This window comes from Streptomyces viridosporus, from assembly GCF_002078235.1.
GTDB classification, from domain to species: Bacteria; Actinomycetota; Actinomycetes; order Streptomycetales; family Streptomycetaceae; genus Streptomyces; species Streptomyces viridosporus.
In genome coordinates, this window is sequence record NZ_MSGP01000202.1 from 16,522 (window position 1) to 36,558 (window position 20,037).

Here is a 20,037-nt window from a genome sequence, read left to right on the forward strand (position 1 = left end):
CTGTCACAGCAGCCTTGCACGACTGCGGAAAGGAACGCCCCCATGACCGAGCTTCTCGCGCTGCCCCCCGACCGGTTGACCGGCGACGTCGAACCGACCGGAGAGGTCCACGCGTTCCTCCTGGGCGACTTCGGCGCCTCGCCGATGGTGCGGCGGGCCCGGGACCTGGTCCCGGTCCTCAAGGAGCGAGCGGCCCGGCAGGCGCAGCACGACCGGCTGCTGCCCGAGACGATCGCGGACATGCAGCGGGCCGGCTTCTTCCGGATGCTGCAGCCCCGTGCCTACGGGGGGTACGAACTCACTCCCATCGAGTCCTTCGAAGTGACCTCCGTCCTCGCCGAGGGCGACCCCTCGGTGGGATGGGTCCTGGGCGTGATCGGCATCCACCACTTCCACCTGGGTTTCTTCGACGAACGCGCGCAGTCCGATGTCTGGTCCTCGGACCCGACCGCCCTGATCAGCTCGCCGTACGCACCCCAGACGGCCAGGCGGGTGGACGGCGGGTACCGCCTGTCCGGGCGGTGGTCGTTCTCCTCCGGCAGCGACTACTGCGACTGGGCACTGCTCGGGGCCAACGTCGAGGGTGAACCGACCCCCGGACCGGGACCGGTCGGCAGCCACGTGCTGCTGCTCCCGCGCGAGGACTACGAGATCGTCCACAACTGGGACGTGTCCGGTCTGCGGGCCACCGGCAGCAACGACATCGTGGTCGAGGACGCGTTCGTTCCCGACCACCGGAGCCTGACCTGGACCGAGGTGCACCAGGGAACCGCACCGGGCCTGGCGCTCAACAAGGGGCTGCTGTTCAAGCTCCCCTTCTTCCAGGTCTTCTCACGGGCCACCCAGGCGCCGACGGCGCTCGGCGCCCTGAAGGGCATGGCGGACGCCCTGGTGGAGTTCCACCGGAGCAAGCGCCGGGCCAGGATCGACCCGGCCACCGCCCTGGCGTTGGCGGAGGCATACTCCTTCGTCTCGGAGGCGAAGGGGCGGCTGTACGCCAACTACGCCGCGATGCTCTCCGAGGCCGGCGGAGGTGCCGCGGTCGGTGACGAGCGGCTGGAGGAGTTCCGCTTCCAGTCCGCGCACATCCCCGCACGCGCGGCCCGGTACGGCACCGAGTTGTACCGCGTCGCGGGCGGCACCGGCATCTACAACGCACAGCCGTTCGGACGTTATCTGACGGACCTCATGGCGACGCAGACCCACGCGATCAACAACTACCAGGCCCGGGCGATGGACTGGATCGGCCCGCTCCTCGACACCACGGGGACCGTCGTGCCGACACCGCTCGGAGTGGTCAAGGAGCAGGAACGTCCTGCCTGAGGCAGCGTTCCGGCCGGGGCCGGCGCCCTTCCCGTGGCGCCGGCCCCGGCTCGTCGTCAATCCGGCAGGTTCTCGGCGTTCTCGCCGAAGAGCCTGAGCATGTGGTTGAACTTCTCCACGTCCTCGGGGGTGAATCCGGCGAGCACCTGCTTGTGGCGTTCCAGCGCCGACCTGAGGATCCGGTCGTGGAGCTCGTAACCCGCGGGCGTGAGGTGCCACAGCCGATTGCGGGGATTGCTGCCGATGACCTTGGCCTCCGCCAGGCCCAGCTTGGCGAGCTTGCTCAGGGACCGGCTGACCGCGCCCTTGTCGTAGCCCACGGCGGGGCTGGCGGCGGTCACCGGGACGTCGGGTTCCTTGCAGAGCATCACCAGCATCCGCCACTCCATCGCGCTGATGCCGAACTCGTTCTGGTAGTGCCGGGAGAAGCTCCGGTTGAAGCGGTTGGCGGCCCACACCAGGAGGACTGTCGGGTTGTCGGCCAGGTTCAGCGTCTTGGACTTCTTCCCGTCACCCACCTCGACCTCCTCGACAATGAACTCATCGAGTTCGTCGCTCATGGGGTGGCCTCCCGGGGTCTCGTCGATGCGAGACGGCTGTCTCGCATCCGTGGATGCGCAGTCTCTTGCTCGGCGAACAGTCTAGGCAGGCCATGGAGCCCGCCCCGCTCACCCGTTGTGGTGATCATGCCGCTCCCGGGGCGGCCGTGTGAAGGACCCGGTCGTGACCGGTGTGCCGGGTCCCGGGGGGCGACGGTGCCGAGCGGGCTCGGGGCGGTGGGCCGGCGGCGGGGGAGCACCGGACCCCGACGGCTCCGATCCGCCCCGTCGCGGCCCGACGACGAGAAGTCCGTGCGGGCAGTGACCCGCACGGACTTCTTCTCCGCTCACGCCGCGCGACTCCCGGGAGCCCCCAGGGGGACCGCGCTCGGACTGATCAAAGCGGACACGACAGCACGGACGTCCTGGACCTCGGCGAGATCCGCGGTCATCCTCTTCAGGTCCTGCACCTGCTCGGGCCGCAGACTCCAGGGCGCGTAGCCCACGCAGTCGTCGAACCCGTGCATGTGCTCCTCGGGAGTGAGCGGGTTGCCCGGATATCCCGGGCCGATCTCGAGGGTTCTGACCCACCGGCCCCCGCCGGCGGTGTGCAGTTCGAACCGCGACGCCGAATGACCGGTGAGTCCGGGATCGAAGTGCACGTGGATCCGCGAGAGCAGGGCGGAGGCGCTCAGTTCGGCGACCTGTTCGGGTTCGAAGTGCCTGAGCGACGACGATCCCCGCTCCAGGGCGTTCGCCGCGCAGTACTGGGCACTGAACTGGGCATTGACCCGCGGGTTGGTACCGGCCTCGAACGGTTTGCCGATGAGCTTGAAGGCGAAGTCGGGGAGGAAGACATCCACCCGCTCGATCTCCTGGGCGTTCACCGACTCGTCACTCAGCGCCAGCAGGGCCGACTCGGTGATCCCCTGGGTGAGCCCGCAGCTCGGGTACTTCTTGAAGAAGATTCCCTCCAGGCCGTAGTGACGGCCGAGCCGGTCGGCGAACGACTCCGCGGAGCGCTCGCCCCGCGCGTACAGGCGCGCGTACCCGAACGGGCCGGCGATGAAGTGGCGGGGCCCGGTCAGTCCGGCCCGGGCGAACTGCACGCTCTGCACGGCCGAGGCCGCGGTCCAGCCCTGGATGAGCCGCACCGCCAAGGACGCGTCGACGTTGCTCTGGAAACTCGCCGCGCACCGGTTGAAGGAGAGCGCCAGCGCGTGCAGCGTCCGCTCCGCGTCGAGACCGGCGGCCCGCGCCGCGGCGGCGGTGGCCCCCATCAGGCCGGCGACGCCCGTCGGATCCAGCCCGCCGTACTGTTCCTCGGTGAGGTTGAACCGCACACCCGTCTCCAGACCCACCGCCAGCGCGGCCAGGAACTCGGCCCCGGTGCAGCCTCCACGCAGCTCCGCGGCGGCGAGCGCGGCGGGCACGACCGAGGACCCGAGGTGAAGCCCGGGCACCATGGTGTCGCAGTAGTCCAGCGCACGCGCCATGGAGCCGTTGAGCAGCGCGGCGCTCTGGGCGGGCAGGTGGTCCCCGTGGACGAAGGACCTGGCCTCCGCCCGCCCTCCCTGGGTGACGACCAACTGCCGGAGTTCGGCGATCCCGTCCTGAGCGGCTCCCGCGACCGCGGTACCGCACACGGTCCGCAGGACCTGGTGGGCGGTGCCGAGCACCTCCGCGGGGATCTCGGCGGCCCGGGTGTGCGCCACGAAGCGGGCGATCCGCTCCTCGGGACCGAGGGCGGGGTCGGGCGGCGCGAGGGGGCGGTCCCGCTCGACGCCGCCCGCCGTGGTGTTGCCCATGGGTTCTCCTCTCCCTCAGAGGTGGGGAAGTGACTTGGAGGCGGTCCGTCCCACCGAGGCGACGCTGAGCAGACCGATCAGTGCGACCAGGACGATCCACCCCGCGGGGCTGGTGTCGTGCCCGGTGCTCTGCACGAGGGTCTCGGCGATGAACGGCGCGGTTCCGCCGGCGACGATCGCCCCGAGGTTGTATCCCAGCGCGATGCCGGTGAAGCGGACCTTCGTCGGGAAGAGTTCGGCGACCAGCGCCCAGGTGGGCACCTGTACCCATCCACTGAAGAACATGAAGACGAAATAGACCAGGCCGATCGCCAGCAGGCTGCCCGTGTGGGACAGGACGAGGAACGCGGGCCAGGCGATCACCATGAAAGCGAGGTACGCGGTGACCAGGACGGGCTTCCGGTCGAACCTGTCGGAGAGCAGTCCGGGCAGCGGGTAGGTCATGGCCGCGAGCGCGATGCCGATGGCGGCGGTCCAGGACACCGCGGTGGGCGAGACGTTGCCCTTCAGCTCCAGGAAGATCCCGAAGTAGGTGAGCCCGATGTAGACGGTTCCGTTCAGGGCGATCGAGAGACCGAGCACGCGCAGGACCGAGACCGGGTGCTCCCGGATCACCGACATGAGCGGACGCTTCTCCACGGCCGCTCCGCCGAGACGCTCCTCGAGCTCCCTGAACTTCGGGCTGTCCTCGATGCGGAACCGCGCCCACAGGGCCAGGACGGCGAAGACGGCCGACAGCAGGAACGGGACCCGCCAGCCCCAGGACGCCATCGTCTCGGGACTCAGGCCGAGGCGGACGGCTCCCACCACGGCCGCGGCCACGGCGAAGCCGAGGGTCGCCCCGATCGCGGTCGAACTGCCGTACAGGCCGCGGCGGCCGGGAGGCGCGAGTTCGGCGACGTACGTGGCCGCGCCGCCGATCTCGCCGCCGGCGGCGAATCCCTGGACCAGACGGACCAGGACGATCGCCACCGTCGCCGCGATGCCGATGTCGGCGTGCGTGGGCAGCAGGCCCATGGCGACGCAGGCGGCGGACATGATCAGGACGGTCGCCACGAGCGAGAAGCGCCGGCCCCGTTTGTCGCCGAGGATGCCGAAGAACCATCCGCCGACCGGCCGCACCACGTAGGACGAGGCGAACAGGGCCAGCGCCGACAGCGTCGCCGTGGCCGGATCCTGCTGGGGGAAGAACAGGGGCGCCAAGGTCAGCGCCAGGAAGCCGTACACGCTGAAGTCGTAGTACTCGATCACCGTGCCGACACCGCCGGCGACGGCGGCTCGCCGCGCCATGCGCGGATCGCCGGCTTCGGTTCTGCGCTGTTCCTCGGGGGCCGAGGTGGTGGTCATGGGTTCTCCTCGTCGGCCTGATCTGACCGCTGGATGGTTCGAACGAATCACCTGATGGTTCTGTGGCGTGTGTCACGGATGGAATCACGGGTCATCGACGACGTCAATGCATGTCGATCCATTCAATGGTTTACATGAACCACCTGGTGGACCTATGCTGGCGGCATGACACTGCCCTCAGCGGCCGCTGCAGCCGACGGCGGCGTACGGAGCGTGACTCGTGCCTTCGACCTTCTGAGAGCGTTCGACGCCGAGCACAAGGTCCGCTCACTGCGCGAACTCGTCGAGTTCACCGGCCTGCCCAAGTCGACGGTCGTCCGTCTGCTCGGCACCCTCAGCAACCCGGGGATCATCACCAGCCCGAGCGAATCGACCTACAGCATCGGCCCCTCGTTCCTGCGGTGGGTCAAGCTGGCCGAGGCGATGTGGGAGGTGGGCGCCGAGGCCCGGCAGGTGATGACGGCCCTGCGCGACGACTGCGGCGAAACGGTGAACATCTACATCCGCCAGGACCTGCACCGCATCTGCGTGGCCCAGGTCGAGGGCACCGCGACCGTACGGAGCGTGGTGCGGGTCGGTGAGCCCTACCCCATGACCGGGGGCGCCGCGGCCAGGGTGCTGCTCGGTGGCTGCCCGGACACCGTGCTGGAAGCCCTGTCCGCGCAGGACGCACGCGTCGACGCGAAGGACTTGCGCACCGCCGCCGCGAGCACGCGCGAGGCCGGCTTCGCCATCACCCACGGCGATCGTGAACTCGGTGCCTCCGCGGTGGCGGCGCCGATCGTGGCCGCCGACGGCCGCCTCCTCGCCGCGCTCTCCATGAGCGGCCCCACCTCACGCTTCACCGCGGACCGGGTCGCCCGGTACGTCGACGCCGCAACCCATGCAGCCCGGCGGATCAGCGCCGTCGGGCTCGGCACCGTGGAGGCCTTCCTGTGACCGCAGACCTGCTCGAGGGCGTTCGCGTCCTGGACATGACCAATGTGCTCGCCGGGCCGTTCGCCGGTTACCAACTCGCCCTGCTCGGGGCCGACGTGATCAAGGTGGAGACGGCCGGGAGCGGTGACCTGGCACGCCAGCTCGGCGCCGATCCCGAACTGAGCGCCGCACGGATGGGCGTCTCCTTCCTCGCCCAGAACTCCCAGAAACGGTCCGTGACGGTCAACCTCAAGACCGACGGCGGCAAGAAGGTGTTCGAGCAGTTGCTCGCCGATGCCGACGTGCTCCTGGAGAACTTCCGCCCGGGAGTCCTCCAGCGCCTCGGCTTCGGCTGGGAGCGGCTGCGGGAACTGAACCCCCGTCTGGTCTACTGCGCCGTCTCCGGCTTCGGCGCCACCGGGCCGATGCGCGGTCGCCCGGCGTACGACCAGGTGATCCAGGGCCTCTCCGGCATCATGAGCGTGACCGGCGACACCCGGTCCGCGCCGCTGCGCGTCGGCTACCCGGTGTGCGACAGCTTCGGCGGCCTCGCCGCCGCCATGGCCGTGTGCGCCGCCGTCGTCCGGCAGCGGCGGACGGGGCAGGGCGCCCACCTCGACACCTCCATGCTGGACGCGGCCCTCACCTCCATGGGCTGGGTCGTCTCCAACCACCTGGTGACCGGCCAGGAGCCCGTGCCCATGGGCAACGAGAACATGACCTCGGCGCCGTCGGGCAGCTTCGCCACCGCGGACGGGATGCTCAACATCGCGGCCAACAAGCAGGAGCAGTTCGAGACCCTCTGCAAGGTCCTGCACCGCGAGGAACTCATCACCGATCCTCGCTTCGTCACCCGCGAGGACCGCAAGCGCCACCGCGAACTCCTGCGCGACGAGCTCGAGATCTCGCTCAAGGAGAAGACCGCCGCCGAATGGGACGAGGTCCTGCTGGACACGGGTGTTCCGGCCGCTCCGGTGATGTCGGTCCCCGCGTCGCTCACCTCGGCACAGGTTGAGCACCGGGAACTGGTCTCCGAGGTGCCGATGCCCGCCGCACAAGCCGGAACGGTCCGGGTCCTGGGACTGCCCACCCATGTCGACGGCCAGGCGGTGAGACCCTCCTCACCGCCCCCCGCACTCGGCGAGCACACCGAGGAGATCCTGCTCGAGATCGGGTTCACCACCGAGCAGATCGAGGACTTCCGCGAGGAGGGAGCCATATGAGAACCCGACCGGACGACACCGGCAGCACAGGTGCGGGCCGCAACGAGCCCGTGGAGCGGACCTCACCGGCACGCGCCGCGGCACTGGACGCCGTGACCTCCCGCGAGGTGGCCGACTGGTGGACCACCGAGGTGTCGGACATCGAGCCCGGCGTCATCCGGTTCCGCGGATACCCGGTCCAGGACCTCATCCGCCGGGCCACCTTCGTGGAGACCGTCTGGACCATGGTCCGCGGCGCGATGCCGTCCCCCGCCCAGGCGGCGCTCCTGGAGAAGGCACTCGTGGCCGCGGTGGACCACGGACCGCAGGCGCCCTCCATCGCGGCGGCTCGCATGGCCGCCACCTGCGGCGTGGGCCTGCACGGTGCGATGTCCACCGGTGTGGGACTGCTCGGGGACGTCCACGGCGGTGCCGGCCAGCAGTGCGTCGAACTCCTGCAGCGACTGGTCACCACGAGCACGGGCGGCGAGGGCGACGACGCCGGCTCCTCCGCCGCGGTCCCCCTGCGGGAGGCGGTGGCCGCCGAGATCGCCGCCCACCGCGAACGCCGGTCCTACATCCCCGGGTTCGGCCACCGCTTCCACTCCCACGACCCCCGCCGGGACCCGCTCCTCGAGTTCGTCCGGGAAGCCGTCGACGCCGGGGTCGTCGGGGGCCGTTACTTCGCCGCGGCCCTGGAACTGGAGGCCCAGCTGTCGGCCGGCCGGGAGCGCCCCATCCCGATGAACATCGACGGCGCCACCGCCGTGATCTACGCCGAGCTCGGCTTCACCGCCGAACTCGCCCGCGGACTCTTCATCCTGTCGCGGTCCGTCGGCGTGCTGGCCCACAGCTGGGAGGAGTCCCGGAGCGGCCGGCGCATCAAGGGCCCGATGCCCCCGCCGCTCCTGCCGACCTACACCGGCCACGCGGAACGGGCATGGACCGCCGAGACCGTGGACACGCCGTGAGCACGCCGTTCACCGCACCGGACGCGTTCGGGTGCCTCAGGACGCTACCGGTCGAGGACGCGTCCGGGGAGCCCTTGCGGTACTACAGCCTGGCCGCCGCCGAGGCCAACGGCGCCGGTCCCCTCGGCGACCTGCCGTGGTCGCTGAGGACGCTGGTGGAAGGGATCCTGCGCCGCCAGGGGCATCCGCAGGCGCTGCCCGGGCACGTACGCGCGCTCGCCCGACGCGACGCGTCCGCGGCGGTCCCGTTCTTCCCCGGCCGTGTCCTCCTGCAGGACGCGTCCGGCATTCCGGTGCTGGCGGACCTGGTCACCCTGCTCGAGCGGGCCGCCGCCGACGGCCTGGACCGCTCGGCGCTGGAGCCGGTGCTCCCGCTCGACCTGGTCGTGGACCACGCGCTGGAGGTGGACGAGTACGCGAGCGGGGCCGCGGCGTCCCGGAACATCGACCTGGAGTACGTGAGGCACCACGACCGCTACCGGTTCCTGCGGTGGGCCCAGGAACGGCTTCCCGGGCTCCGGGTCGTGCCCCCCGGCGTGGGCATCTGCCACCAGCTGAACCTCGAGGTCCTCGCCCCGGTGGTGACCACCGAGGAGTCCCACGGCACGCGGGTGGCCGCGCTCGACTCACTGGTCGGGACCGACTCGCACACCACGATGATCAACGCCCTGGGCGTCACCGGGTGGGGCGTGGGGGGCATCGAGGCCACCGCCGCCGCACTCGGCCAGGCCGTCATGATCCGTGTGCCGCGCGTCGTGGGGGTGGAGCTCACCGGACGGCTCGCCCCGGGGGTCTTCGCCTCCGACCTGGCCCTGACCCTGGCCCGGCGGCTGCGTGAGCTGGACGTCGTGGGGTCCATCGTGGAGTTCCACGGCCCGGGCCTGGCCTCCTTGTCGGTGCCGGACCGCGCGACGGTCGCCAACATGGCTCCCGAGTACGGCGCGACCATGGCCTGGTTCCCGGCCGACCGCCGCACCCTCACCTACCTGGCGACCACCGGCCGCTCCCCCGAGCAGGTCCACCTGACCGAGCAGTACCTGAAGGCGCAGGGCCTGCTGCACACCCCGGACGGCCCGGTCCCGCGCTTCGACACCGGGATCACCGTCGCGCTGGACTCCGTCTCGACGACCCTCGCGGGCCCCGCGAGACCGCACGAGGCGCTCGCTCCGGCCGAGGTCCCCGCGACCCTGGGCGCCGCCCGGCCCCGGGACGGCGACGTGGCCATCGCGGCGATCACGAGCTGCACCAACACCTCGAACCCGCGCTCCCTGGTCGCCGCGGGCCTCCTGGCGCGCAACGCGGTCGAGGCGGGCCTCCGGCCGGCGGCGTGGACCAAGACCTCGCTGACGCCGGGCTCCAGGGCGGCGGCGGACCTCCTGGCCTCGGCCGGCCTGCAGAAGTACCTCGACGAACTCGGTTTCCACGTCGCGGGATTCGGGTGCGGCACCTGCATGGGCAACTCCGGCCCCCTGAGCCCGGCGCTCGACGCGACCGCGCGGGCCGAGGGCACCGCCCTGGCCGCGGTCGTCTCCGGGAACCGCAACTTCACCGGGCGCATCCACCCGGAGGTCGCGCACGCCTACCTCGCCTCGCCGGCCATGGTCGTGGCCTACGCGTTGGCGGGCAACGTGCGGACGAACCCGGAGACCGACCCCCTCGGCCGTGCCGCCGACGGCTCACCGGTCGTGCTCGCCGACCTCTGGCCGGACGAGCAGGAGATCGACGACCTGCTGTCCGCCCACGAGGCCGCCTCCCTCGGCCGCGGGGCCCGCCGGTCCCTGACCACCGAGCGCTGGCTGGCGCTCGAGCATCCGCGGGACGACACCTACCCGTGGGACGGGGAAACGGGCAGCATCCGGCGGCCGCCGTTCACCGACGCGGACCTCACCGGACCGGCGGTCGACGGAGAGCTGCTCGGCGCCCGTCCGCTGCTGGTGCTGGGTGACGCGGTGACCACCGACCACATCTCGCCGGTCGCGCGGATCCTGCCCGACTCCGCCGCGGGCCGGTGGCTGATCGAGCGGGGGGTCGACGAGCGGGCCCTGGGCACCTTCAGCTCCCGTCGCCTCAACCACGACGTCATGGTCAGGGGCGGCTTCGCGAACCCGCGCCTGTCCAACCACCTGGCCCCCGACAGGGAGGGCGGCTGGACCCGGACCGCGCCCGACCGGACGCCCGTGCCGGTCCACGCCGCGGCCGAGTACCACCGCCGCCGGGGCACCCCGCTCGTCGTCGTGGCGGGCGACATGTACGGAGCGGGCTCCGCACGTGACTGGGCGGCCAAGGTCACTCGGCTCCTCGGCGTGCGCGCGGTGCTGGCGAGGAGCTTCGAACGCATCCACCGCACCAACCTGGTCGCCCTCGGCGTCCTGCCGGTCCAGTGGGAGGGGCCGTCCCCCGACCTGTTCGACGGGACCGAGGAGATCGACCTCCTCGGCATCGACGACCTCGCGTCGTCGACGAGCGCCACCGTCCGGGTCCGCCGCGGCGGCCGCGTGCTGTGGGACGGCGCCGCCGAGTGCCGTATCGACACGCCGCTGGAACTGGACTGGCTCCGGGCCGGCGGGCTGTTCGGCCACCTGCTGTCCGCCCGGACGGACGATCAGGACTCCTCCGGACCCGCGGCGCGCACGGCCGGCTCCGGATGAGCGGCCCGACGGGCCGCCGGTCACGCCCTCCCGGCCGACCCTCCGCCGCGGCGGACGGTCCCCGCGCCGAACGGCTCCCTCCCGCGCACGCGGGAGGGAGCCGTCGTCCTGATGGGCGCGCCGGGGAGGCCGGCGGCCCGCCCGGTCCGCCTACCGGGCGGGAGCCGGCGCCGGGGCGTCGTCGCGCCCGGGTGACCGGGGCGCGGAGTCCGCGTCCCCGGCGGAGTGGTCGGAGCGGAGGCCGATCATGCCGAAGGCGGTCAGCGCCGCGGCGACGAGGGCCGCCACACCGCACACCAGGTAGGCGGTGCTGAAGCCGCTGCCCAGGGCGTCCAGGGCCAGGCCGTGCGCCGAGGAGCCCGGGGCGCCGGGCGGCAGGCTGTTCACCGCGATGGGCCCTCCGGCCCGGCCGATCTCCTGCGCCGCCGCCAGTTCCCCGGGCGTCAGGTCGGCGCCGGCCAGCTTCTCCCCGAACGCCGAGCCCGCGTTGCTGAGGGCGACCGCGCCGACGACGACCGGACCGAGCGCGAAGCCGAGGTCGCGCAGCATGTTGGTGGTGGCGCTGGCCATGCCCGCGAGGTGCTGCGGCACGCTGTTCAGCGCCACGGCCGTCACCGAGCTGACGGTCAGGGCGAAGCCGATGCCGATCAGCAGGGCGGGCGCGACGAACGCGCCGAGTCCGGTGTCGGTGACGTCCAGCCGGGTGCACAGCAGGCAGCCGATCGCCATCAGGACGAACCCGGAGGTCAGCAGCCAGGAGGCGGCGACCTTGTGCAGGAGCCGCGAGACGACCGGGATGAGCAGGAAGGCGGGTCCCTGGAGGAGCAGGAAGGGGACCGCGACGCGGATCGGGTCCTGGTGCTGCACCGGGCCCAGCCACATGCTCGTCGCGAAGCAGGCGCCGAGGAAGGCGAGCATGCCGATGACCGCGACGACGGACGACACGGTGAAGGCCCGGTTGCGGAACAGCTTCAGGTCGAAGATCGGGGACGAGGCCCCCAGCTCCACCAGCACGAACGCGGCGAGGAAGCAGGCGCCGAGAATGAAGGCGAGCAGGACGGGGAGGGTGGTCCAGCCCGACTCGGGTCCCTCGACGGCGCCGTACAGCACCAGGATGAGGCCGAGGGCGAAGGTGATCTGGCCGGGGACGTCGAGCGAGCGGCCCTCGGGCGCCTTCGACTCCGTGGCCAGCACCAGGGTGACCACCATGCTGACCAGGGCGAGGCCGACGAGCACCCAGAAGGAGCCGCGCCAGGACCCGACCTTGGCGAACATGCCGCCGAGCAGCGGTGAGACGGCGGCGCCGGCGGACAGGAAGCCGCTCCAGAGCGCCACCGCCTGCGCCCGTTCCCGGGCGGTGCGGGTGACGGCGGTGATCGCGGTCAGCGAGCCGGGGAACATGGCGCCGGCGCCCAGACCGTTGAGGGCGGCGCCGATCCACAGCACCTGCACGCTGGGCGCGAGCGCGGCCACGGCGCTGCCCGCGGCGACCAGGGCGGTGCCGGCCGCGACGAGCCTGCGCCGCCCGAAGAGGTCACCGAGGACACCGAAGGTGAACTCGAAGCAGACCACGGCGATCATGAACGCGGCGGTGATCCACGTGAGCTGGGATCCGTGGGTGTTCAGGTCCTGCTGGAAGAGACCGTTCAGCGAGGCCGGCAGCGCGTTCGCGACCTGGGCCACGAAGACCGCGCCGCAGGCGGCAGCCAGTGTTCCCGCGTAGCCCGGCATCCGGGCGGCCCCCGCGGTTGGGCCCTGGGACGTCGTCGTCCCGTTGTTGAGCGTCATTGCTGTTTCTCCCCGGCTGGGAAAGACGGGCGTCCCGGGAACGGGAGCCTCGGGAGGGCGGAACGGCTCGACCCTGCGTGCGCGGTGGGGGGCGGGACGCGCACGGTACGGATCGGCCGCGATGCCGTGGAGAATGACACTCGCTTTACGCCGCGTCAATGATGTGTTCGTGATTTAAAGCAAACAGCCTTGCTGTAAGTCTGACATCCTCACTGTCGTGTGATCGGGGGGGAACGGTTCAGTGCTGCTCGGCCAGGTCCTTCTCCAGGGCGCGCGCCGTGGTCTCCAGGACGGCGACCAAGGGCTGGAGGCGGTGCGGGTCGTAGCGCACGCCGGGCATCGACACCGACAGGCCGGCCAGCGCGGTGCCGTCCCGGTCGCGCACGGGGACGCCGACGGCGACGAGGCCGCGTTCGGAGCGCTCCTGGTTGACGGCGAACCCGTTGCGGCGCAGCCGCCTCAGCTCGGTCCGCAGCCGGGCGAGGTCCGGGCGCTCGGCCGGGCGGTCGCGGTAGCGCTCGGGGGCGTAGACCTCCTCCAGCTCCTCGTCGGTGAGCTCGGCGAGCAGGAGCAGCCCCGTCGTCGTGCGGTGGGCCGGGAACACCATGCCCTCCCGGGAGCCGACCCGCAGTGCCTGCCGGCACTCCACGCTGGCGATGAACCGGGTGGTGTCCCCGGTGCGCACGATCAGGTTGGTGGTCTCGTCCAGCAGGTCGACGACCCGGTGCAGATGGGGCAGGGCCGCCGCGCGCAGCCGCGACACCAGGGACTGGGAGTGCGCGGCGAGCTCCAGCACCGGCCCCGCGCGGTAGACGCGGTCCTCGTCCTGCACGGCGAAGTCGCGGTAGACGAGCATCGCCAGGAGCCGGTGGGCGGTCGAGCGGGCGACGCCCAGCCGCTCGGCGATCTGCGACACGGTCGCGCCGCCCTCCATCTGCAGGATGGTCGCCGCCCGCAGCGCGTGGTCCACGCTGGCGATGGGGTAGGGCGGTGGGGTCTTCAGCGGTTTGTCCATGGCATGCCCTCCGGATTCTGCTCTCCAGAATCTACATGTTCATCTGGAAGACACCAGGCACGCTGTGGCACATGGCTCAGTCCTCCTTCGCCCCAGACACCGTTACGGGTTCCCCGGTCCGGCTCCAGGCCGTCTCCGCGGAGGGACAACCCGAGGTCACCCCGGCGCTCGAAGAGCTGTACCGGGGTTTCGAGCAGGAGCTGCTCGTCCCGCTGTGGACCGAGATCGGCGACCTGATGCCGGCCCACCCGCGCTCGCGCGCCGTGCCGCACCTGTGGCGCTGGGAGAAGCTGCGGGAGCTGGCGGACCGGGCCGGTGACCTGGTCCCCGTCGGCCGCGGCGGTGAGCGCCGGGCCATCGCGCTGGCCAACCCCTCCCTCGGCGGGCGGCCGTTCGCCACCCCGACCCTGTGGGCGGCCATCCAGTACCTCATGCCGGGGGAGGACGCCCCCGAGCACCGCCACACCCAGCACGCCTTCCGCTTCGTCGTCGAGGGCTCGGGCGTGTGGACGGTCGTCGGCGGCGACCCGGTGCCGATGAACCGCGGTGACTTCCTCCCGCAGGCGGGCTGGAACTGGCACGCCCACCACAACGCGACCTCCGAGCCGATGGCCTGGATCGACGGTCTGGACATCCCCTTCCAGTACGTCACCGAGGCGCAGTTCTTCGAGTTCGGCCGCGACGAGATCAGTGACGCCGAGCGGATCACCCCCGAGCGGTCGCGCTCCGAGCGCCTGTGGGGCCACCCGGGCCTGCGCCCGCTGTCGGCCGCCCCGGCCACGCCGGGCAGCCCGCTGCTCTCCTACAAGTGGGAGTACACCAACGCCGCCCTGGCCGACCAGCTGCTGCTGGAGAAGGAGGGCTTCGGCGGCACCGTCGAGCCCGGCCACGCCGCGGTGCGCTACTCCAACCCGCACGACGGCTCCGACGTCCTGCCCACCCTCCGCGCCGAGTTCCACCGCGTCGCCCGGGGCGCCGAGACCGCGCCGGTGCGCGAGACCGGTTCCTCGGTCTACCAGGTCTTCGACGGCTCCGGCGTGGTGACCGTCGGCGGGAAGTCGTGGACGGTGACCCGCGGCGACCTGTTCGTCGTCCCGTCCTGGGAGCCGTTCTCCGCCAAGTCCGAGGCCGGTGCGACCGACTCCGACGAGGGCGCCCTCGACCTGTTCCGTTTCTCCGACGCGCCCGTCTTCGAGGCGCTCAAGCTCGACCGCACCCAGAAGGACGCCTGACCATGAAGCTCGCCACCATCCGCACCGCCGACGGGACCCGGGCGGTCCGCCTCGACGGCGAGACCCTCGTCGACCTCGGGTACGCCGACCTCGGCGAGCTGTTCGCCGAGGCCGACTGGCAGGCGAAGGCCGCCGCCGCGTCCGGCACCACCCACCCGGTCGAGGGCGCGGACTTCGCGCCGGTCGTCCCCAACCCGTCCAAGGTCATCTGCGTCGGCCACAACTACACCAACCACATCAAGGAGATGGGCCGGGAGCTGCCGAACTACCCGACCCTCTTCCCGAAGTTCGCCGAGACCCTGCTGGGCGCGGGCGACGACATCGTCAAGCCGGCCGAGACCGAGGCGTTCGACTGGGAGGTCGAGCTGGCCGTCGTGATCGGCAAGGCGGTGCGCCGCGCCGACGAGCAGCAGGCCGCCGACGCCATCGCCGGCTTCACCGTCATGAACGACATCTCGGTGCGCGACTGGCAGTTCCGCACCATCGAGTGGACCCAGGGCAAGATCTGGGAGGCCTCCACCCCGGTCGGCCCCTACGTCGTCACCCCCGACGAGGTCGGCGGCGTCCGCCCCGCCCTCGAGGTGAAGACGACCGTCGACGGCCAGGTCATGCAGCAGGACGACACCGGCACGCTGCTGTTCGACCCGGTCTTCCTGGTGCAGTACATCTCCACCGTCATCACCCTGCAGCCGGGCGACATCATCGCCACCGGCACCCCGGCCGGCGTGGGCAACGCCCGCGACCCCAAGGTCTTCCTGCTCCCCGGCCAGACCGTGGTCACCGAGATCGCCGGCCTGGGCGCCTGCACCAACAAGGTGGTCGAGGGATGACCGGCACGCGGACGTTCGCCGACGCACGCGCGTGGGCCCGCACCGGCACCGAGCTGATGCTCGACGCCGTCGCGGGCCTCGACGAGGCCGCCTTCTCGGCCCCCAGCGTGCTGCCGGAGTGGACCCGCAAGCACCTCGTGGCCCATGTCGCCGCCAACGCCGACGCCCTGGGCAACCTGGTGCACTGGGCGGCCACCGGCGAACAGACGCCGATGTACGCCTCCGCCGAGGAGCGCGCCGCCGGCATCGCCAAGGGGCCGACCCTGTCGGCCGACGAGCTCCGCTCCTGGCTGACGACTTCCGCGCACGAGCTCGCCGAGGGACTGGACCGGCTCACCGACGAGCAGTGGCACCGCGAGGTCGTCACCGCCCAGGGCCGCACCGTCCCCGCCACCGAACTCCCGTGGATGCGCGCCCGCGAGGTGTGCGTCCACGCCGTCGACCTCGGCACCGGGGTCGTCACCTTCGCCGACCTCCCGAAGGGCTTCCTGACCGCCCTGGTCGGCGAGATCCGCGCCAAGCGCGGACTGACCGAGCTCCCCGACGGCCCTCTGCCCGAGGTCGCCGCCTGGCTGGCCGGCCGCCCCCACACGCTCGCCGACGCTCCCGAGCTCGGCCCGTGGCTGTAGTAGAGGAGTGAAGTCATGTCCCACCCTGATGTGATCGTCGTCGGCGGCGGCATCGGCGGCCTCGGCGCGGCGTTCTCGCTGACCCGCCAGGGCCTGAGCGTCCGCCTGCTGGAGCGCGCCCCCGCCTTCGGCGAGGTCGGCGCCGGCATCCAGCTCGCCCCCAACTGCACCCGCATCCTCGACGACTACGGTCTCCTTCAGGAGGCCAAGAGCCTCGGTGTCGTCCCGGACGCGATGGTCATGCGCGACGCCGTCGACGGCGACGAGCTGACCCGGCTCGACCTGCGGGACCTGGAGAAGCGCTACGGCTACCCGTACATGGTCATCCACCGCAGCGACCTGCACGGCCTGCTGCTGCGCGCGTGCGAGCGCGCCGGCGTCGAGCTGATCACCGACGCCCAGGTGACCTCGTACGAGAACACCGACGGCGGCGCCCGCGTGACCCTCGCCTCCGGCGAGACCCACGAGGCCGGCGTGGTGATCGCGGCCGACGGCCTGCACTCCGTCGCCCGCAAGCTGTTCGTCGACGACGAGCCCGTCTCCTCGGCGTACGTCGCCTACCGCGGCACCGTCCCCGCCGAGCAGCCGCGGGTGAAGTCCGTCGACCTCAGCGAGGTCGTGGTGTACATCGGCCCCGCCTGCCACTTCGTCCACTACGGCCTGCGCGGCGGCGAGCTGCTCAACCAGGTCGCGGTCTTCGAGTCGCCCAAGGCGCTGGCCGGCCGGGAGGACTGGGGCACGCCGGACGAGCTCGACGCCGCCTTCGCCCAGACCTGCGACTTCGTCCAGGACGGTCTGCAGTTCATGTGGCGGGACAAGTGGTGGCGGATGTTCGACCGCGAGCCGATCATGAACTGGGTCCACGGCCGGATCGCGCTGCTCGGCGACTCCGCGCACCCGCCGCTGCAGTACATCGCACAGGGCGCGATCATGGCCATCGAGGACGGCTGGGTGCTGGGCGAGCACGTCGCCCGCAACCGCGCCGAGGACGGCACGGTCGACTGGGGCGCCGCGCTCGCCGCCTACGAGGCCGTCCGCCCGGAGCACTGCCGCCGCGTGCTGACCACGTCCCGCAAGTGGGGCGAGCTGTGGCACCTCGACGGCGTCGCCCGCGAGCAGCGCAACGTACTGCTGCGCGCCCGCGACACCTACGACTACGCGTTCACGGACTGGCTGTACGGCCCGACCGCGCTGACGCCGGACGAGGAACCCCCCATGTTCACGCCGGTCCCGCTGTCCTCGGCGGCCGTCGAGGACGCCGGACGCGCCGGGGGCGAACCGCTGACGGCGGTGGGGGACGCCGCGTGAGCGACGCCTACCTGTACGCCGCGGTCCGCACCCCCTTCGGCCGGTTCGGCGGAGCCCTGGCCGGGGTGCGCCCCGACGACCTCGCCGCCACCGCGCTGACCGGGCTGCTGGACAAGGCCCCGGACCTGGACCGCGCCGCGATCGGCGACGTGGTGTGGGGCAACGCCAACGGCGCCGGCGAGGACAACCGCAACGTCGGACGGATGGCGGTGCTGCTGGCCGGACTGCCGGTGAGCGTGCCCGCCACCACCGTGAACCGGCTGTGCGGCTCCAGCCTGGACGCGGCGATCATCGCCTCGCGCACCCTGGAGTCCGGCGACGCGGACGTCGTCGTCGCCGGCGGTGTGGAGTCCATGACCCGCGCGCCCTGGGTGCTGCCCAAGCCGGAGAAGGCCTTCCCGGCCGGCAACGTCACGGCCGTCTCCACGACGCTCGGCTGGCGGCTGGTCAACCCCGCGATGCCGAAGGAGTGGACGGTCTCGCTGGGGGAGAGCAACGAACTGCTCCGGGAGAAGTTCTCGGTCTCCCGGGAACGGCAGGACGCCTTCGCGGTGCGCTCCCACCGGCTCGCGGACCGCGCCTGGGACGAGGGCTTCTACGACGACCTGGTCCTGCCCGTGGAGGGGCTCACCCGTGACGAGGGCATCCGCCCCGGCACCTCCCCCGAGAAGCTGGCGGCCCTGAAGCCGTCGTTCCGCCCGGACGGCACGATCACCGCCGGCAACGCCTCCCCGCTGAGCGACGGGGCGTCGGCGGTGCTGCTGGGCACCGGGGCGGCGGCCGACCGGATCGGACTGGCCCCGCTCGCCCGCATCGCCGGGCGCGGCGTGCACGCCGTCGAGCCGCAGATGTTCGGCCACGCCCCCGTGGAGGCCGCCGAGCGGGCGCTGCGCCGGGCCGGGATCGGCTGGGGCGACGTCGGCGCGGTCGAGCTGAACGAGGCGTTCGCGGTGCAGTCGCTCGCCTGTGTGGACGCCTGGGGCATCGACCCGGAGATCGTCAACACCCGGGGCGGCGCCATCGCGCTCGGGCACCCGCTGGGCGCCTCGGGCGGCCGGCTGCTGGGCACCCTGGCGAAGGTCCTGCGCGAGCGGCGCGAACGCTGGGGCGTCGCGGCCATCTGCATCGGCGTGGGCCAGGCCCTCGCCGTGGTCCTGGAGAACGTCACCGAGGAGGTGGGCCGGGGATGACCACGACCATCGCCGCCACGGCCGACGAGGCCGTGGCGGGCGTCGAGGACGGCTCGACGGTCCTGGTGGGCGGGTTCGGACTGGCGGGCATGCCGTTCGACCTCATCGACGCCCTCATCCGGCAGGGCGCCACGGACCTGACCGTGGTGTCCAACAACGCCGGCAACGGCGACGTGGGCCTGGCCGCGCTGCTCAAGGCCGGCCGGGTGCGCAAGGTGATCTGCTCCTTCCCCCGGCAGAGCGACTCCTACGTCTTCGACGACCTGTACCGGGCCGGCCGGGTGGAGCTGGAGGTGGTGCCGCAGGGCACCCTCGCCGAGCGGATGCGGGCCGCCGGGGCGGGGATCGGCGCCTTCTACAGCCCCGTCGGCGTCGGCACCCCGCTGGCGGAGGGCAAGGAGACCCGGGAGATCGACGGGCGCGTCCACGTCCTGGAGCACCCGATCAAGGGGGACGTGGCCCTGATCTCGGCGCACCGGGCGGACACCGTGGGCAACCTCGTCTACCGCAAGACCGCCCGGAACTTCGGCCCCGTCATGGCCACCGCGGCCACCACGGTCGTCGCCCAGGTCACCGAGATCGTGCCCGTCGGGGAGATCGACCCGGAGACCGTGGTCACCCCGGGCATCTACGTCGACCGCCTGGTACGGGCCGAGGCCCGACGGCTCACCGTGCAAGGAGCCCGCTGATGACGGACACGAACACCACACCCGCCGCGGTCCCCGCGGAGCACACCGACCGGGGCCCGCTCACCACCGACGAACTCGCGGCCCGCATCGCGCGCGACGTCCCGTCCGGTTCCTACGTCAACCTCGGCATCGGGCAGCCGACCCGGATCGCCGAGCACCTGCCGGCGGACGCGGGGATCGTGCTGCACACCGAGAACGGCATGCTCGGCATGGGCCCGGCCGCGGTGGGCGACGAGGTGGACCCCGACCTCACGAACGCCGGGAAGGTACCGGTCACCGAGCTGCCCGGGGCGGCGTACTTCCACCACGCCGACTCCTTCGCGATGATGCGCGGCGGCCATCTGGACGTGTGCGTCCTCGGGGCGTTCCAGGTCTCGCAGCACGGGGACCTGGCGAACTGGCACACCGGCGACCCCGACGCCATCCCCGCCGTGGGCGGCGCGATGGACCTCGCCGTCGGAGCGCGGCAGGTCCTGGTGATGATGAAGCTGTTCACCCGGGACGGCGACCCCAAGCTCGTCCCCGCGTGCACGTACCCGCTCACCGGGGCCGCCTGCGTCCACCGGGTCTACACCGACCACGGCGTCTTCGTCCCCGGCC

Annotated in this window: 17 protein-coding genes; 12 read left to right on the forward strand and 5 right to left on the reverse strand. The window is 72.2% G+C overall.

Going from position 1 to position 20,037, the window contains the following annotated elements; translation table 11 throughout:
- Positions 1-42 precede the first annotated feature (42 nt).
- Complete coding sequence (locus B7L92_RS14890) at positions 43-1,323, forward strand: acyl-CoA dehydrogenase family protein (RefSeq protein WP_255310965.1); 1,281 nt, start codon at positions 43-45, stop codon at positions 1,321-1,323.
- Between the two features lie 56 nt (positions 1,324-1,379).
- On the opposite strand, the gene B7L92_RS14895 is transcribed toward B7L92_RS14890, so the two are convergent.
- The 3 genes from B7L92_RS14895 to B7L92_RS14905 form a co-directional block, all read right to left on the reverse strand.
- On the reverse strand, positions 1,380-1,883 hold the full coding sequence (locus B7L92_RS14895; protein ID WP_081237987.1) for a MarR family winged helix-turn-helix transcriptional regulator: 504 nt from the start codon (positions 1,881-1,883) through the stop codon (positions 1,380-1,382).
- Between the two features lie 326 nt (positions 1,884-2,209).
- On the reverse strand, positions 2,210-3,670 hold the full coding sequence (locus B7L92_RS14900) for an MmgE/PrpD family protein (RefSeq protein WP_081237989.1): 1,461 nt from the start codon (positions 3,668-3,670) through the stop codon (positions 2,210-2,212).
- Positions 3,671-3,685: 15 nt separating this feature from the next.
- Complete coding sequence (locus B7L92_RS14905; RefSeq protein WP_081237991.1) at positions 3,686-5,017, reverse strand: MFS transporter; 1,332 nt, start codon at positions 5,015-5,017, stop codon at positions 3,686-3,688.
- A gap of 165 nt (positions 5,018-5,182) precedes the next feature.
- Here B7L92_RS14905 and B7L92_RS14910 point away from each other — a divergent pair, with 165 nt between their 5' ends.
- The 4 genes from B7L92_RS14910 to B7L92_RS14925 are packed head-to-tail and all read left to right on the forward strand — an operon-like array spanning position 5,183 to position 10,756.
- Positions 5,183-5,956 (forward strand): IclR family transcriptional regulator, encoded by a 774-nt coding sequence (locus B7L92_RS14910; RefSeq protein ID WP_081237993.1) that lies wholly within the window; start codon positions 5,183-5,185, stop codon positions 5,954-5,956.
- Complete coding sequence (locus B7L92_RS14915) at positions 5,953-7,158, forward strand: CaiB/BaiF CoA transferase family protein (protein WP_081237995.1); 1,206 nt, start codon at positions 5,953-5,955, stop codon at positions 7,156-7,158. Before B7L92_RS14910 ends, B7L92_RS14915 begins: the two co-directional genes overlap by 4 nt.
- Positions 7,155-8,108, forward strand: a complete 954-nt coding sequence (locus tag B7L92_RS14920; RefSeq protein ID WP_143626326.1) for a citryl-CoA lyase — start codon at positions 7,155-7,157, stop codon at positions 8,106-8,108. Before B7L92_RS14915 ends, B7L92_RS14920 begins: the two co-directional genes overlap by 4 nt.
- On the forward strand, positions 8,105-10,756 hold the full coding sequence (locus B7L92_RS14925) for an aconitate hydratase (RefSeq protein ID WP_255310966.1): 2,652 nt from the start codon (positions 8,105-8,107) through the stop codon (positions 10,754-10,756). Before B7L92_RS14920 ends, B7L92_RS14925 begins: the two co-directional genes overlap by 4 nt.
- A gap of 150 nt (positions 10,757-10,906) precedes the next feature.
- On the opposite strand, the gene B7L92_RS14930 is transcribed toward B7L92_RS14925, so the two are convergent.
- Together B7L92_RS14930 and B7L92_RS14935 are read right to left on the reverse strand one after the other, a co-directional pair.
- Positions 10,907-12,544, reverse strand: a complete 1,638-nt coding sequence (locus B7L92_RS14930) for an MFS transporter (RefSeq protein WP_081237997.1) — start codon at positions 12,542-12,544, stop codon at positions 10,907-10,909.
- A 238-nt stretch (positions 12,545-12,782) separates the two neighbouring features.
- Positions 12,783-13,559, reverse strand: a complete 777-nt coding sequence (locus B7L92_RS14935; RefSeq protein ID WP_081237999.1) for an IclR family transcriptional regulator — start codon at positions 13,557-13,559, stop codon at positions 12,783-12,785.
- Positions 13,560-13,630: 71 nt separating this feature from the next.
- On the opposite strand from B7L92_RS14935, the gene B7L92_RS14940 reads away from it, so the two are divergent.
- The 7 genes from B7L92_RS14940 to B7L92_RS14970 all read left to right on the forward strand — a co-directional run.
- Complete coding sequence (locus B7L92_RS14940; RefSeq protein WP_081238001.1) at positions 13,631-14,791, forward strand: cupin domain-containing protein; 1,161 nt, start codon at positions 13,631-13,633, stop codon at positions 14,789-14,791.
- A 2-nt stretch (positions 14,792-14,793) separates the two neighbouring features.
- The gene (locus tag B7L92_RS14945) at positions 14,794-15,621 is read left to right on the forward strand and encodes a fumarylacetoacetate hydrolase family protein (RefSeq protein WP_016824306.1); all 828 of its coding nucleotides are present in this window, start codon (positions 14,794-14,796) and stop codon (positions 15,619-15,621) included.
- Positions 15,618-16,250, forward strand: a complete 633-nt coding sequence (locus B7L92_RS14950; protein WP_016824305.1) for a maleylpyruvate isomerase N-terminal domain-containing protein — start codon at positions 15,618-15,620, stop codon at positions 16,248-16,250. The genes B7L92_RS14945 and B7L92_RS14950 overlap by 4 nt, the downstream gene beginning before the upstream one ends.
- A 30-nt stretch (positions 16,251-16,280) precedes the next feature.
- On the forward strand, positions 16,281-17,558 hold the full coding sequence (locus B7L92_RS14955) for an FAD-dependent oxidoreductase (RefSeq protein WP_081238003.1): 1,278 nt from the start codon (positions 16,281-16,283) through the stop codon (positions 17,556-17,558).
- Positions 17,555-18,748, forward strand: coding sequence for a thiolase family protein (locus tag B7L92_RS14960; RefSeq protein WP_081238005.1), 1,194 nt, complete (start codon positions 17,555-17,557; stop codon positions 18,746-18,748). The genes B7L92_RS14955 and B7L92_RS14960 overlap by 4 nt, the downstream gene beginning before the upstream one ends.
- Positions 18,745-19,437, forward strand: coding sequence for a 3-oxoacid CoA-transferase subunit A (locus B7L92_RS14965; protein ID WP_081238012.1), 693 nt, complete (start codon positions 18,745-18,747; stop codon positions 19,435-19,437). The genes B7L92_RS14960 and B7L92_RS14965 overlap by 4 nt, the downstream gene beginning before the upstream one ends.
- Positions 19,437-20,037 (forward strand): 3-oxoacid CoA-transferase subunit B (locus B7L92_RS14970; protein ID WP_081238014.1); only part of this gene is annotated, 601 nt, incomplete at its 3' end. The genes B7L92_RS14965 and B7L92_RS14970, both read left to right, overlap by 1 nt.

Bases quoted from the DNA above. Each gene is read 5' to 3' on its own strand.
- B7L92_RS14920 (WP_143626326.1), top strand. From the start codon at position 7,155: ATGAGAACCCGACCGGACGACACCGGCAGCACAGGTGCGGGCCGCAAC.
- B7L92_RS14935 (WP_081237999.1), bottom strand. From the start codon at position 13,559: ATGGACAAACCGCTGAAGACCCCACCGCCCTACCCCATCGCCAGCGTG.
- B7L92_RS14895 (WP_081237987.1), bottom strand. From the start codon at position 1,883: ATGAGCGACGAACTCGATGAGTTCATTGTCGAGGAGGTCGAGGTGGGT.
- B7L92_RS14890 (WP_255310965.1), top strand. From the start codon at position 43: ATGACCGAGCTTCTCGCGCTGCCCCCCGACCGGTTGACCGGCGACGTC.
- B7L92_RS14940 (WP_081238001.1), top strand. From the start codon at position 13,631: ATGGCTCAGTCCTCCTTCGCCCCAGACACCGTTACGGGTTCCCCGGTC.
- B7L92_RS14930 (WP_081237997.1), bottom strand. From the start codon at position 12,544: ATGACGCTCAACAACGGGACGACGACGTCCCAGGGCCCAACCGCGGGG.
- B7L92_RS14950 (WP_016824305.1), top strand. From the start codon at position 15,618: ATGACCGGCACGCGGACGTTCGCCGACGCACGCGCGTGGGCCCGCACC.
- B7L92_RS14905 (WP_081237991.1), bottom strand. From the start codon at position 5,017: ATGACCACCACCTCGGCCCCCGAGGAACAGCGCAGAACCGAAGCCGGC.
- B7L92_RS14965 (WP_081238012.1), top strand. From the start codon at position 18,745: ATGACCACGACCATCGCCGCCACGGCCGACGAGGCCGTGGCGGGCGTC.
- B7L92_RS14910 (WP_081237993.1), top strand. From the start codon at position 5,183: ATGACACTGCCCTCAGCGGCCGCTGCAGCCGACGGCGGCGTACGGAGC.
- B7L92_RS14945 (WP_016824306.1), top strand. From the start codon at position 14,794: ATGAAGCTCGCCACCATCCGCACCGCCGACGGGACCCGGGCGGTCCGC.
- B7L92_RS14900 (WP_081237989.1), bottom strand. From the start codon at position 3,670: ATGGGCAACACCACGGCGGGCGGCGTCGAGCGGGACCGCCCCCTCGCG.